At 60.6% G+C, this 12,008-nt stretch carries 14 protein-coding genes; 5 read left to right on the forward strand and 9 right to left on the reverse strand.

Features of this window, described 5'->3' with window-relative positions:
* Positions 1-26: 26 nt before the first annotated feature.
* From phnE to M0746_RS09875, 7 genes are all read right to left on the reverse strand, one after another.
* Positions 27-794 (reverse strand): phosphonate ABC transporter, permease protein PhnE, encoded by a 768-nt coding sequence (gene phnE, locus M0746_RS09845; RefSeq protein ID WP_258449002.1) that lies wholly within the window; start codon positions 792-794, stop codon positions 27-29.
* The gene (locus M0746_RS09850; RefSeq protein WP_258449003.1) at positions 791-1,615 is read right to left on the reverse strand and encodes a PhnE/PtxC family ABC transporter permease; all 825 of its coding nucleotides are present in this window, start codon (positions 1,613-1,615) and stop codon (positions 791-793) included. Before M0746_RS09850 ends, phnE begins: the two co-directional genes overlap by 4 nt.
* Positions 1,609-2,406 carry a phosphonate ABC transporter ATP-binding protein gene (locus M0746_RS09855; protein WP_258449004.1) on the reverse strand — a complete coding sequence of 266 codons (798 nt, stop codon included), beginning with the start codon at positions 2,404-2,406 and terminating at the stop codon, positions 1,609-1,611. The genes M0746_RS09850 and M0746_RS09855 overlap by 7 nt, the downstream gene beginning before the upstream one ends.
* On the reverse strand, positions 2,403-3,266 hold the full coding sequence (locus M0746_RS09860) for a putative selenate ABC transporter substrate-binding protein (protein ID WP_258449005.1): 864 nt from the start codon (positions 3,264-3,266) through the stop codon (positions 2,403-2,405). Before M0746_RS09860 ends, M0746_RS09855 begins: the two co-directional genes overlap by 4 nt.
* 349 nt (positions 3,267-3,615) lie before the next feature.
* Positions 3,616-4,206 (reverse strand): HD domain-containing protein, encoded by a 591-nt coding sequence (locus M0746_RS09865; RefSeq protein WP_258449006.1) that lies wholly within the window; start codon positions 4,204-4,206, stop codon positions 3,616-3,618.
* Between the two features lie 73 nt (positions 4,207-4,279).
* The gene (locus tag M0746_RS09870; protein ID WP_258449007.1) at positions 4,280-4,837 is read right to left on the reverse strand and encodes a helix-turn-helix domain-containing protein; all 558 of its coding nucleotides are present in this window, start codon (positions 4,835-4,837) and stop codon (positions 4,280-4,282) included.
* A gap of 72 nt (positions 4,838-4,909) precedes the next feature.
* Positions 4,910-5,311 carry a RidA family protein gene (locus M0746_RS09875; protein ID WP_258449008.1) on the reverse strand — a complete coding sequence of 134 codons (402 nt, stop codon included), beginning with the start codon at positions 5,309-5,311 and terminating at the stop codon, positions 4,910-4,912.
* A gap of 115 nt (positions 5,312-5,426) precedes the next feature.
* Here M0746_RS09875 and M0746_RS09880 point away from each other — a divergent pair, with 115 nt between their 5' ends.
* From M0746_RS09880 to M0746_RS09890, 3 genes are all read left to right on the forward strand, one after another.
* Positions 5,427-6,320 (forward strand): LysR family transcriptional regulator, encoded by an 894-nt coding sequence (locus M0746_RS09880; RefSeq protein WP_258449009.1) that lies wholly within the window; start codon positions 5,427-5,429, stop codon positions 6,318-6,320.
* Between the two features lie 120 nt (positions 6,321-6,440).
* On the forward strand, positions 6,441-7,601 hold the full coding sequence (locus M0746_RS09885; RefSeq protein WP_258449010.1) for a radical SAM/SPASM domain-containing protein: 1,161 nt from the start codon (positions 6,441-6,443) through the stop codon (positions 7,599-7,601).
* Between the two features lie 81 nt (positions 7,602-7,682).
* The gene (locus M0746_RS09890; RefSeq protein ID WP_258449011.1) at positions 7,683-8,705 is read left to right on the forward strand and encodes a GlxA family transcriptional regulator; all 1,023 of its coding nucleotides are present in this window, start codon (positions 7,683-7,685) and stop codon (positions 8,703-8,705) included.
* A gap of 247 nt (positions 8,706-8,952) precedes the next feature.
* Here the strand turns inward: M0746_RS09890 and M0746_RS09895 are convergent, their stop codons facing one another.
* Complete coding sequence (locus tag M0746_RS09895; protein ID WP_258449012.1) at positions 8,953-9,429, reverse strand: hypothetical protein; 477 nt, start codon at positions 9,427-9,429, stop codon at positions 8,953-8,955.
* A gap of 515 nt (positions 9,430-9,944) precedes the next feature.
* Here M0746_RS09895 and M0746_RS09900 point away from each other — a divergent pair.
* Together M0746_RS09900 and M0746_RS09905 are read left to right on the forward strand one after the other, a co-directional pair.
* Complete coding sequence (locus tag M0746_RS09900) at positions 9,945-10,319, forward strand: DUF6124 family protein (protein ID WP_258449013.1); 375 nt, start codon at positions 9,945-9,947, stop codon at positions 10,317-10,319.
* A gap of 50 nt (positions 10,320-10,369) precedes the next feature.
* Complete coding sequence (locus tag M0746_RS09905; protein ID WP_258449014.1) at positions 10,370-10,726, forward strand: DUF6124 family protein; 357 nt, start codon at positions 10,370-10,372, stop codon at positions 10,724-10,726.
* Between the two features lie 206 nt (positions 10,727-10,932).
* Here the strand turns inward: M0746_RS09905 and M0746_RS09910 are convergent, their stop codons facing one another.
* Positions 10,933-11,961, reverse strand: coding sequence for an alpha/beta fold hydrolase (locus tag M0746_RS09910; RefSeq protein WP_258449015.1), 1,029 nt, complete (start codon positions 11,959-11,961; stop codon positions 10,933-10,935).
* Between the last annotated feature and the right edge of the window lie 47 nt (positions 11,962-12,008).

A 12,008-nucleotide genomic window follows, 5' to 3' on the forward strand; every position in this document is an offset into this window, starting at 1 on the left:
GATATCCACTGAGCTGCCTGTAAACCCTAGGCCTTGACCCAACGCTGGCGGCTCCAGGCACTCAACCAGTCGACCAGAAACACCAGCACCAGCATCGCCAGAATCACCGTACTGGCCTGGGCTTCCTGAAACAGACTGAGGCTGACGTAAAGCATCTGCCCCAGCCCGCCGGCGCCGACAAACCCCAGCACGCTGGCCATGCGGATGTTGTTTTCCCAGCGATACAGCATGTACGCGAGCAGTTGCGGCGCAAGGTTCGGCAGGGTGCCATAGCAGAACGCGAGCAGCGGATTGCCGCCCTGTAAACGGATGGCTTCGGCCGGTTGCGGCGGGGTGTTTTCCAGCGCTTCGGCGAACAGCCGACCGAGCACGCCGGTGGTGTGCAAGGCGAGGGCGAGAGTGCCGGCGTTGGGCCCCAGGCCAGCCGCCAACACCATCAGCGCCGCCCAGACCAGTTCCGGAATCGCCCGCAAACCATTGAGCAGCAGACGCGAAAGGCTTTGCAGCGGCCAGCCGAAACGCCCGGCGGCGGGCAGTGCCAGGACGATGCCGAACACCGCGGCGAGCAACGTGCCGAGCGCCGACATGGCCAGGGTTTCCAGTGAGCCGTGGAGGATCGCTTTGAGATAGTCCGCGCTCAGGTCCGGGCTGAGAAAGCGCTGCACATAAGCGCCCATCTGCTTGAGACTGGCAGCGCTGCCCAGTTCGCCGAGGTTGAGCCCCAGATAGCTGAACGAAGCAATGACCGCGATGCCGATCGCGGTGATCAGCAGCAGGTTGATCAGACGATTCATGTCAGCCTCCAGCGCAGCAGGCGGCTGAACTGATCGGCCAGTAGCACCAGCAGCAGAAACATCAGCAGCATGCTCGCCACTTCGCCGCCGGCGAACATGCGGATCGACAGATCAATCTGCTGACCCAGGCCCCCGGCACCGACAAAACCCATCACCACGGAAGCGCGGATTGCGCATTCCCAGCGATACACGCTGTAAGACAGCAGTTCCGCCGCGACATTGGGCAATGTGCCGTAGGCGAACGCTGCCAATCGACCGCTGCCGGCTTGCATTAAAGCGTGGGCCGGGCGCTGGTCGGTGGACTCGAAAATCTCCGCGTAGACCTTGCCGAGCATGCCGCTGTAAGTGATGGCAATCGCCAACACACCCGCCGCCGGGCCGAGGCCGACCGCACGCACGAACAGCAGCGCCCAGACGATTTCCGGCACGCTGCGCAGAAAAATCAGCAAGCCGCGCACCGGCCAGCGCAGTAATCGACCAAAGCGGCTCGGCACGCCGCCCCGTGATGCCGCCGACAGCGACAACGCGCGGCTGGCGATCAGGCTGGCCGGCACCGCCAGCAGCAACGCCAGGGCCATACCGGCCGTGGCGATTGCCAGGGTTTGCAAGGTTGCGGTAAGGAGGATCTGCACGAACGCGGCGTCATGCGCCGGCGGCCAGAACTGCGCGACGAAGCGGCCCATCTCGTTCTGGCTGTCGGGCAGCAACACGCCGAGATTCAGCTCGCTCAAATGAATGCCCGGCCACAGCACGGCAATCGCCAACAGCGTCAGCAGCAATCGCGGCCACGCCGCCGGGTCGCGTGAATCGGTCTTCAGCATCGCGGAATCTGCACCGTCAGCGGCGCCACCGCCGCAGTCGGCGATTGCAGCTTTTCGTTGGCGTACAGCGCGTCGAGCATGTCGTGGCTAACTTGCCCGGACGGGCTGTCGAACAGGATCTGTCCGTCACGCAGACCGATGATGCGCGGGAAGTGCGACAGCGCCAGGTCCACCGCGTGCAGGCTCGCCACCAGCGTGACGTTATGTTCGCGAGCATGCCGTGACAGCACCGACAAGGTATGCCCGGCCATCACTGGGTCCATCGCCGACACCGGTTCGTCGGCCAGTAGCACTTCTGGCGCCTGATACAGCACGCGGGCGATGCCGACGCGCTGCAATTGGCCGCCGGACAATTGCTGGCAATGGGCGAACAGCTTGTCGCCCAGATCCAGCCGCGCCAATGCCGCGCGCGCACCGGCCACATCCAGTGGATGCAACAGGTTCAACAGGCTTTTGCCCAGACTCCATTGGCCTAGCTTGCCGGCCAGTACCGCCGTGACCACACGCTGACGCGGCGGCAGCGGCGGCGCCTGATGCACCAGGCCGATCCGCGCACGCAGGCGTTGGCGCTGACGCGCAGACAAGTGCCAGGCGCGTTCGCCGAGCACTTCGATGTCGCCGCTGCTGGGCCGCAGTGCGGTGGCCAGCAGGTTGAGCAGGCTCGATTTACCGGCGCCGGACGGGCCGATGATCGCGACCTGCTCGCCGGCGGCAATCTGTACATCGATAGAACGAAGGGCATCGACGCCATTGGCATGGCGCAGGCTGCCCTGGTTGAGGCGTAGGGTCATTTCAACAATTCGGCGGCGCGGGCGGCTTCCTCGATGCCCTTGTAGTTTTCAGGCTTGGTATCGATAAAGCGGCTGGCAGCCTGCAGATCGAGGATCTTCTTCTGCTCAGGCTTGGCCGGGTCGAGATCAAGGAAGGCTTTCTTGATTTTCGCCGCGAGGGCCGGATCGAGGGTGCCGCGCACGGTCCAGTTGTAATCGAAGTAAGTCGGCGTGGTGGCGAAGACCTTGACCTTGTTGGTGTCGACCTTGCCGGCATCCACCAGTTTCTGCCAGACGCTGGCGTTCAGCACACCGGCGTCGACCTTGCCGGCTTGCACCCAGGCGACGGTGGCGTCGTGGGCGCCGGAATAGGCGACACGGCTGAAATACGCTTCAGGCTTGATGCCGTCGTTTTTCAGCATGAAATAACGCGGCATCAGGCTGCCGGAGGTCGACGACACCGAACCGAAGGCAAAGGTCTTGCCCTTGAGATCAGCGAGGCTTTTGACGTTCGGGTCGGCGGTGATGAATTTACTGGTGAACTGCGCATCCTGCTCACGCTGTACCAGCGGAATCACCGGCGTGGTCGCGTCGGTCTTCAGACGTGCCTGAACAAAGGTGAAACCGCCCAGCCAGGCCATGTCGAGGCGATCGGTAGCCAAGGCTTCAACCACGGCCGGATAGTCGGCTACCGGCACGAACTGTACTTTCATGCCCAGTTGCTGTTCCAGGTAAGCGCCCAGCGGTTCGAACTTGCGCAGCAGTTCGGTCGGCGCTTCGTCGGGAATGGCGCTGACGCGCAATACATCAGCGGCCTGCGCCAGCAGCGCAGAAACAGACAGGGCCAGGCCCGCGGTCAGTGCCAGGGTTCGTTTGAGCATGAAATTCTCCGTTTCGTAAGCGTCCAAAAGGCTGAAGTCGCGGCGTGTGGCGCACACTCAGGGTAGACGAGTCGGCGAGGTTATACGTATTCACACGCACAAAGGCCAGCGCCTTGGTCAGGCGCTCGGCCCCGGAGTGAAAGCTCCGGGGCCTTTTTTGTGATCGTTCCCATGCTCCGCGTGGGAATGCCTAAAGGGACGCTCTGCGTCCAGTGACGCGGAGCGTCACGGGCTGCATTCCCACGCAGAGCGTGGGAACGATCGGATGCCTCAGGTGAGCCTGTGATTGAGGATGGCTATGCAACCAGACGCGGCTGGCCTTGGCAACTGGTCGGCTATGTCCGGATATTTAGTCTTCGTCGCGGCGCGGCATGCGCTCGCTGATTCTGCCTTCGGTGTCGCGGTCGATAAGCGTGCGCAACGCGGCGAAAACCGGTGCAGTGCTGGTGTGTTTCTGGCCGTAGGTGAGATTGAAGCGGTAATCGAAATCCGCAGGATTGAGCCCCTGAGTGTGTTGCAGCAAGGTTTCCAGCTTATCCAGCGCCTTGACCGCTTTTGCCTCGGCGGATGCAGCGTTTTCGTAGTCATCCCACAGCGCCAGGATCTCGTTTCTCAGCGGCTCGTCGAGTGAGTGCATCAGCAGGAGCAGATCGTTTCGCTCCTGCGCGCCCTTGTCCGGGAGTGCCGCCTGATCGACAGCCGGAATGTCGCCATTAAGCGCTTCGCCCAAGTCATGAATGACGCACATCTTCAGCATTTTCAGCAGATCAAGCCCGGGCAATTCGTCAGCGAAGACCATCGCCATCAGACACAGGCGCCAGCTGTGTTCGGCGGTGCTTTCGGGGCGACCGCTGGAGGTGTGTGCGCTTCTGAGCACGTCCTTGAGCCTTTCAGCCTCGCGGAGAAATTCCAGACGCCCGCTGATTTTTTCCAGATCCATAAACCTGCCCTTTGCTGACCGAAAGGCAAGCCTAGGGCCGCGAGGCGGGTGCGTCCACGCATAAAATATGCGTTCAGAGCGTCTCCACCAGCCGTGCCGCAGTGCCGTCGGACAAGGCGATGCGCGTCCAGCGACACAGGCTCTGGCGAATCGGCACCAGCTCGGAATCGTTGCTGCCGGTGGCGAACTCCAGCGCCGGCGGGGCCTGGACCTCCCGCCAGCCCAAGGCATCGAGTGCTTGTTCATGGCGGGCAATTTCAGGCGTGACAAAACGCCAGAGCGACTGGCCGAGCAATTCGCTGAGCGGACGGGCGAATTGCGCGGCACGCGCAGGGGAACAGGCGAGCAAACGGTGTGTCAGGTCGCAAACCAGATGCACTGGCCGCGTGCTGTCGCAGACCAGCCGGGCAAGGGCTTGATCGGCAGCCGTGTCGAGGCGCGCGGCTAGCAGTTGCTCCAGCTGCAGATGCGCCGCCGGATCGATCGCCAGAACGCCGCTTTCCCAACGCGAGATCGTCGATTGCGTGACGTTGAACAGTTGCGCAGCATGGTCCTGCTTGATCCGATGCAGCCGGCGCCAGCGGCGCAGGGCGATGCCCGGCAGGGCAGGTTTGAGCAAGACTTCAGGCATGGCGATGGTCAGAAAGGAGCAGGGGCCGACAGTCTGAAGACTAGCGGCCCCTGCAGCAAATCGACCTGACGATCAGGCAGTTTCCGGCAACCGGGCGATCACCTTGATCTCGAAATCGAACCCGTACAGCCAGGTCACGCCCACGGCAGTCACCGTTGGGTGCGGTGCATCACCCCAGAATTCGGTCAGCACGACGTTCCAGATCGTTTCGAATTTCGACTGTGGATCAACGATGAAAATCGTCACGTCGACGACATTCTCGAAGCTGGCACCGGCCTCATCCAGGATCGCGTTGAGGTTATGGAACGCCTGACGCACCTGATTCTTCAGGTCCGGCTCGGGCGTGCCGTCCTCGGTGCTGCCGACTTGCCCGGACACAAACAGGAAACCGTTCGAGCGAATCGCCGGCGAATAGCGGTGGCGCTCGTAAAGCGTGCGGCGGGTCGGTGGGAAAACAACGTCGCGCTGAGTCATGGGGGTGTCTCCATCAGTGAGTTGATGACGCCACTTTAGGTATTTGCAGCGAGCCGATAAACGCGCAAGCTTGGCGTTCACTGTTTGCAAATCCCAAACAATCGAGGCGTGCACCTTGGACCGTTTTGACGCAATGCAGGCCTTCGCCCGGGTGGTCGAGGCGGGGAGCTTCACCAAAGCGGCAGAAACCCTGCACATGAGCAAAACCACCGTGACCCAGTTGGTACAACAGCTGGAGGCACGTTTGCGGGTCAAACTGCTCAACCGCACCACGCGCAAGGTCAACGTCACCGCTGACGGTGCGGCTTATTACCAGCGAGTGGTCAAGCTCTTGGCCGACCTCGATGATGCCGAAACCAGCCTGCCAGGCGTTGCGGCGGTGCCGTCAGGGCGACTGCGTATCGATGTGCCGAGCCCGTTCGCGCGGCATATTCTGGTGCCGGCATTGCCCGAGTTCCATGCGCGGTATCCGGACGTTCAGATCGATATGGGGGTCAGCGACCGCATCGTTGACATCATCGATGAGAACGTCGATTGCGTGGTGCGCGGGGGCGAACTGCTGGACCTGTCGTTGATGGCACGCAAGTTGGCCGACTTGCAGCTGGGTGTATTTGCCGCACCGGCCTATCTGGCCCGTGAAGGCACGCCAGTGCATCCTCGAGAACTGGAAGATTCGCATCATCGCGTGGTCGGGTTTCTCTGGGCACGCACCGGTAAACCGGTGCCGTATGCCTTGCACAACGCTCAGGAACATCTGCAAATCAGAGGACGCCATGTTCTGGCGGTCGACGATGGCAACGCCTATCTCGCCGCGGGCTTGGCCGGGATGGGGGTGCTTTGGCTGCCGACGTACATGTCCGATGCGCACGTCGCGCGCGGGGAACTGGTGCCATTGTTCGAAGGCTGGCAGCTGGAACGCATGCCGCTTTACCTGGCGTATCCGCCGAACCGGCATGTCAGTTTGAAGTTACGGGTGTTTATCGACTGGATCGTGGCGTTAATGGCGTGACGGGTCTGGTGCGCTTATTGCTTTAGGCGAATCAATGTTGTCAAAAAAACAACGATCCCGGCGACCCGAACGCGAGCAATGATGAGATGCGCACGTTCGACTCAAGGAGCAATACACATAATGAATATGTACATCGATATCGTCGGCGCCTGCAATCTGAGCTGCCCGTCATGCCCGATGGGTAATTCCGAAAATCTGAATTTCAAAAAAGCCATGCAACTGGACATGTTCAGGCAAATTGTCGAGAAGGCCCGGTCGGAGGGCGTGCGGACGATCTTTCTCTATAACTGGACCGAGCCTTTGGTTCATCCGAAAATCGGCGAGTTTATCGAGATCATCAACGCCGCTGGCATGGCGAGCGGGATCAGCACCAATCTCAACCTGGCCAAGAACATGGAAAAGGCCTTGCTGGCCGAGCCGAGCTACTTCCGCATATCGCTGTCGGGTTTCTATCAGCAAACCTACAAAAAGGGCCATGTGGGCGGTGATATCGAAGTGGTCAAACAGAACATGATCGCCCTCCATGAGATCAAGCAACGCCTGGGCTTGAGCACCCGTGTCGATGTCTACTATCACCGCTACCTGGACAACATCGACGAAGAAGCCTTGATGCGCGAGTTCAGTGAGCGTCTCGGCTTTGTGTTTACCACTGGCTATTCGGTGATGATGCCTTTGGAAAAGACGCTGGCAATCGTCGAGCGCGACCCCTCTGTTACGGCTACCGATTACGAAACCCTGAAACGCCTTGCATTGCCGCCGTACGATGACCTGGTCAACGTTATGCAGCAATATCCCAAGCAGGCGTGCCAGCTCAAGGATAACTGGCTGGTGATCGACTGCAATGGCAATACCGTACTGTGCTGCACGATCTTCAATCAGTCCGAGTATCAGGTCGGCAAGTATCTCGACATGCCGTTGGCCGAACTGACGCAGCGTAAATCGACCCAGCAAAATTGCGTGGACATGTGCAACCGCTGCGCGAAAAAAGGCTTGCACATTTATTCGACGTTTCCCAACCAGGGCGCACTCGAACAACACGCCGTCAATCGAATCATTGATTTCGAACGCCTCGAAAACCTCGGGTTTCCCGTGGACAGCGAACGGCTGGGGCGTGCCGGCGAAGTCAGTGCGGAAAACTTCGACGAGGCGCAATACCTGCGCCTGAACGACGATGTCCGGGTTGCGGTTTCCAACGGGGCTTTCAGCAGCGGTTACCAACATTACGTGCTGTGTGGCCGACTCGAGGGGCGAGCAGGTGCGGGGATGTTCTCGTTCGTTTGAGGCGCGGCTGATCATCCGGTCACACGCACGATTGACTCTTCACTGGTTCCGGCCAACTATCGGCGCACAACAACATGACCGATGGATTGCAACTTGACCGAACGACGCCAATTCAGCGGAGGCATGAAGGGCAAAAACCTCCGCTACCTGAATGAGCAAAGCGATAGCGCGCCGCTGACGCGCACCGGTTTTCTGCTGCTCGAACACTTCTCACTGCCGGCCTTCACGCAGACGCTGGACGCCGTGGTGACCACCAATCTGTTGCGCCCGGGGCTGTTTTCTTCGCGCACCTTCGGGCTGGGCGAGGGCGAAGTCATCAGCGACCTGGGGCTGGTCATTCGCCCTGATGCGCGCTTCGACGCAGCCGCGCTCGAGGAGCTGGATCTGCTGGTGGTGTGCGGTGGTTATCGCACCGAGCTGCGGGCTAGCGATGGGTTCGTGCATTTACTCAAACTGGCAGCGGAGCGGGGCATCAGTCTGGCCGGGTTGTGGAACGGTTCGTGGTTCCTCGGTCGCGCCGGACTGCTCGACGGCTATCGCTGCGCTATCCACCCGGAACATCGCCCGGCGCTGACCGAAATCGCCAAGGCTACTCACGTCAGCAGCGAGCCTTATGTGATCGACCGCGACCGCCTCACCGCGTCGAGCCCGTCGGGGGCTTTCCACATGGCGCTGGACTGGATCAAGAGCCTGCACGGCAAGGCACTGGTCGAAGGTGTCGAGGACATCCTGGCTTTCGAAGAGTCACGCTACCGGCGGATCAAACCGGACGAAAACCTCTGCGTCAGCGCGCCGTTGCGTGAAGTGGTCAAGCTGATGGACGCCAACCTGGAAGAGCCGCTGGAGCTGGAGCAACTGGCGGTGTACGCCGGACGTTCTCGCCGGCAGCTGGAGCGCCTGTTCAAGGAACAACTGGGCACCACGCCGCAGCGCTACTACCTGGAACTGCGCATCACCGAAGCCCGCCGCCTGCTGCAACACACCGAGCTTTCACAAGTGGAAGTGCTGGTGGCCTGCGGGTTTGTCTCACCGAGTCATTTCAGCAAGTGCTACAGCGCTTATTTCGGATATCGGCCTTCCAAAGAGAAGCGCTTGGTCAAATAACCCAAGCCTCCACCAACCTGAGTTCACCTTGGTATTCCAAGTCGGCGTATCTCTCCCAAACACCTCGATCAGTCTCCTCTCCCTCTGGGAGAGGGCTAGGTGAGGGCGCTCTCACTGATACTCCGCAAAGCGCCTGGCAACAGCTACCCCAGCGAAGACATCCAATAACGCCTTCAACGCGAAAACCAAACGCAAAAAGGGCGCCTCATCAGGCGCCCTTATTTATCCATGCTGGATTTCTAACCGATCAGCGCGATTTCTTCGCATTCGGCGTTGCACCGTTGCTCAAGCCCTTCGCATTGTGATCCCCAGGCGTCGAGGCCGAGATGGCAGTGGCTTTGGTCACGCCGCGGGTATCTCTGGAGCTGGCGATGCCTGAAGTGGTTGAGCCATGCCCGCTATCACCATTGCGATCGCTGCCATAGTGGTTACCGCTTTCGCCGCGATCGCGAACAGCCTTGCCGGCATGATCGCTGCTGAGTCCATTGCCGCGGCCATTGCTATTGGCGCCGCCATGGTCCGAGCCACTGCGACCACCGCCGATACCGCCGCCGTGGCCACCGCCGTTGCCACCACCATTTCCGCCGCCGCCGCCGCCGCCACCACCACCACCCTTCGCGTAGGCAGCGTTCATGATCGACAGATCAGCAGGGAGGAGCGGGGCGGCTGCGAGCATCATGGCGCAGGACATGACAGCAACGAGACTCTTGTTTTTTAACAGCATGATAGTGTCCGTAAGGGGCGGGTAATACCGCATGTACTCAGACGCCATCGGCCCGATCTGGTTCAAAACCTGCGACAGACGGAACGGTAAGTTGAGGCGGTAAAGGTAGACGCACCGTCACTCCAGCCAATCGTGAGCAATTCAGGGCTTTTGCCGTGCTTAAACATCCCTGCGTACGCCCGTTTAAGTTACACCTGTTGTAACGCCATTACGGCTACAACTCCTTGCGTCGTTGCCTACGCGTACGCCAGAATCCGCCGGCTTGTGCGCTTTAGCCCCGGACTCTATCGTTTACCTGCCACTGCCCATCAGTGGTCGGGTTTAGTAGCCCGTTTGGTATTAGCGGCGCATAAGCCCATCAGTCAGGTAGGTCCATACCTGCACTTGATGGCGGTTGTGCGCAGGGCGCTCTCGGGCGCGCCGGTTTTGCTAATTCCACCGGTCTACTAACCTGCGCACAGCTGCCACCCTTCTTTTAGTAGAGATCGGTCGCAGCCCTGATTTAGGAATTAGCCATGTTCAAAGTTACGCCCAACCCACCAGACACCGATCCAATCCCCTACGACGCCGCGCTCGAACCTCAGAACATCAAAGACGCCGCCGATCGCGCCATCAACTTCTACCTCAGTCCCGGGGCGCACAAGCTTTCGATACCCACGCGCAATACCGGCAAGATCTATCTCATTGACCCCACCGTGGATAACGAAACGCTGCTCGTCGAGGCGACTGAAACCTTGTCTTCGGCCAGTGACATGGCCGGGGAACTCGCCGATTCGATTGACAGTTCCCTGCGCAAAAAAATGCTCATCCTGCGACAGGTGATCATGCTCAGTGAGCTGACGGTAAACCGCGTGCTGGATAATCAGCGCTTGCCGAACTCGTCGCAGTGACGATCATCTGTCAACGAGCCTCAAGGGGTTCCTGTCTGGAGTCGCAGCTGATGTCCAAGCCACCCGAAGCACCGCTCACTGACCCGGCCTCGCCGTATGCATCCCCCAACTCGCGGAAGCTCCACGAAGCGGCGGAGCGTGCGCTTGACCATTACCTGTTGCCCGCCGCGATCATGGCCACGCCTTATACGCCCAGCCCGCTGTTCATGGTCAACCCGCAATCGGACGCCGAGACGTTGCTGACCAATGCCAGCGGTTCCCTGGCGTCCGCCACGGTCATGCTGGGCAATTTTGCGGGGGTATTGGAGGGCTCGCACCGTCAGACCTTGCTGGGCATTGCGCAAGTGGTGATGTTGGGTGAGCTGGCGGTGAACAAGGCGTTGGATCTTGTGGTGCCAACCGAGTGATCGCGCCCGTTAGTCGGGCTTGAGGGTGTCTGGGCAGGCGTCATCGCGAGCAGGCTCACTCCTACAGGGGAACGCATTTCAAATGTAGGAGTGAGCCTGCTCGCGATGACGTTAGTTCAGGCGAAGAATCCGCAATCTCTCGAGCCTCGATCGCACCATTTAAACAATCAAGCAGTCAGCCGTTGCGGCTGACTGCTTTTTTATTGCTACAGATGATCGGCATCGATGACAGCCTGCGCAAACGCCTTCGGATCTTCCTGCGGCAAGTTGTGCCCGATGCCGCCGCTGATCAAGCGGAATTGATATTTGCCGGTGAAGCGCTTGGCGTAATCCTCCGGTGCCGGGTGCGGTGCGCCGTTGGCGTCGCCTTCCAGGGTGATGGTCGGCACGCTGATCGACGGCGCGGTGGCGAGCTTCTGTTCCAGCGCCGCGTATTGCGCTTCGCCCTGCACCAGGCCCAGGCGCCAGCGGTAATTGAATACGGTGATCTCGACGTGATCGGGGTTCTGCAAGGCCTTGGCGCTCCGATCGAAGGTCGCGTCGTCGAATTTCCATTGTGGCGAGGCGGTTTGCCAGATCAGCTTGGCGAAGTCATGGGTGTTTTTCGCATACCCGGCGCGACCACGCTCCGTAGCAAAGTAGAACTGGTACCACCACTGCAGTTCGGCTTTCGGCGGCAAAGGGTTTTGCCCGGCGGCCTGATTGCCGATCAGGTAACCGCTGACCGCCACCAGCGCCTTGACGCGTTCCGGCCAGAGCGCAGCGACAATGTCTGCCGAACGCGCGCCCCAGTCGTAACCGCCGAGCACGGCTTGCTTGATCTTCAGCGCGTCCATGAAATCGATGACGTCACTGGCCAGCGCCGCCGGTTGGCCGTTGCGCAGGGTGTCTTTGGACAGGAACCGGGTGTCGCCGTAACCGCGTGCATAGGGCATCAGCACCCGGTAACCCTTGGCGGCCAGCAGCGGCGCGACTTCGTCGTAGCTGTGAATGTCGTAAGGCCAGCCGTGCAACAGGATCACCACCGGGCCGTTGGCCGGGCCGGTTTCCGCATAGGCGACGTCGAGCACGCCGGCCTTCACATGTTTCAGCGGGCCGAAGGGCGAGGGCGCGGAATAGCTGACCGCAGCCGGTTCGGCAGTTTGTGCCTGAACGCTGGCAACGGTGCCGAGCAGCGACAGCGCCAGGATCGACAAGCCAAATGCGGTTTTACCGAGGTGCAGTGCCTTTTTCATGGGAACGTCTCCTGTGCAGGGTGGGGTCAAGGCGCTGGGTGAGTCCT

The organism is Pseudomonas sp. S11P7, from assembly GCF_023195435.1.
Classification (GTDB): domain Bacteria; phylum Pseudomonadota; class Gammaproteobacteria; order Pseudomonadales; family Pseudomonadaceae; genus Aquipseudomonas; species Aquipseudomonas fluorescens_G.

Excerpts from the sequence above, each read along its gene's own strand:
- phnE (WP_258449002.1), bottom strand. The coding sequence starts at position 794 with ATGAATCGTCTGATCAACCTGCTGCTGATCACCGCGATCGGCATCGCG.
- M0746_RS09850 (WP_258449003.1), bottom strand. The coding sequence starts at position 1,615 with ATGCTGAAGACCGATTCACGCGACCCGGCGGCGTGGCCGCGATTGCTG.
- M0746_RS09855 (WP_258449004.1), bottom strand. The coding sequence starts at position 2,406 with ATGACCCTACGCCTCAACCAGGGCAGCCTGCGCCATGCCAATGGCGTC.
- M0746_RS09860 (WP_258449005.1), bottom strand. The coding sequence starts at position 3,266 with ATGCTCAAACGAACCCTGGCACTGACCGCGGGCCTGGCCCTGTCTGTT.
- M0746_RS09865 (WP_258449006.1), bottom strand. The coding sequence starts at position 4,206 with ATGGATCTGGAAAAAATCAGCGGGCGTCTGGAATTTCTCCGCGAGGCT.
- M0746_RS09870 (WP_258449007.1), bottom strand. The coding sequence starts at position 4,837 with ATGCCTGAAGTCTTGCTCAAACCTGCCCTGCCGGGCATCGCCCTGCGC.
- M0746_RS09875 (WP_258449008.1), bottom strand. The coding sequence starts at position 5,311 with ATGACTCAGCGCGACGTTGTTTTCCCACCGACCCGCCGCACGCTTTAC.
- M0746_RS09885 (WP_258449010.1), top strand. The coding sequence starts at position 6,441 with ATGAATATGTACATCGATATCGTCGGCGCCTGCAATCTGAGCTGCCCG.
- M0746_RS09890 (WP_258449011.1), top strand. The coding sequence starts at position 7,683 with ATGGATTGCAACTTGACCGAACGACGCCAATTCAGCGGAGGCATGAAG.
- M0746_RS09895 (WP_258449012.1), bottom strand. The coding sequence starts at position 9,429 with ATGCTGTTAAAAAACAAGAGTCTCGTTGCTGTCATGTCCTGCGCCATG.
- M0746_RS09900 (WP_258449013.1), top strand. The coding sequence starts at position 9,945 with ATGTTCAAAGTTACGCCCAACCCACCAGACACCGATCCAATCCCCTAC.
- M0746_RS09905 (WP_258449014.1), top strand. The coding sequence starts at position 10,370 with ATGTCCAAGCCACCCGAAGCACCGCTCACTGACCCGGCCTCGCCGTAT.
- M0746_RS09910 (WP_258449015.1), bottom strand. The coding sequence starts at position 11,961 with ATGAAAAAGGCACTGCACCTCGGTAAAACCGCATTTGGCTTGTCGATC.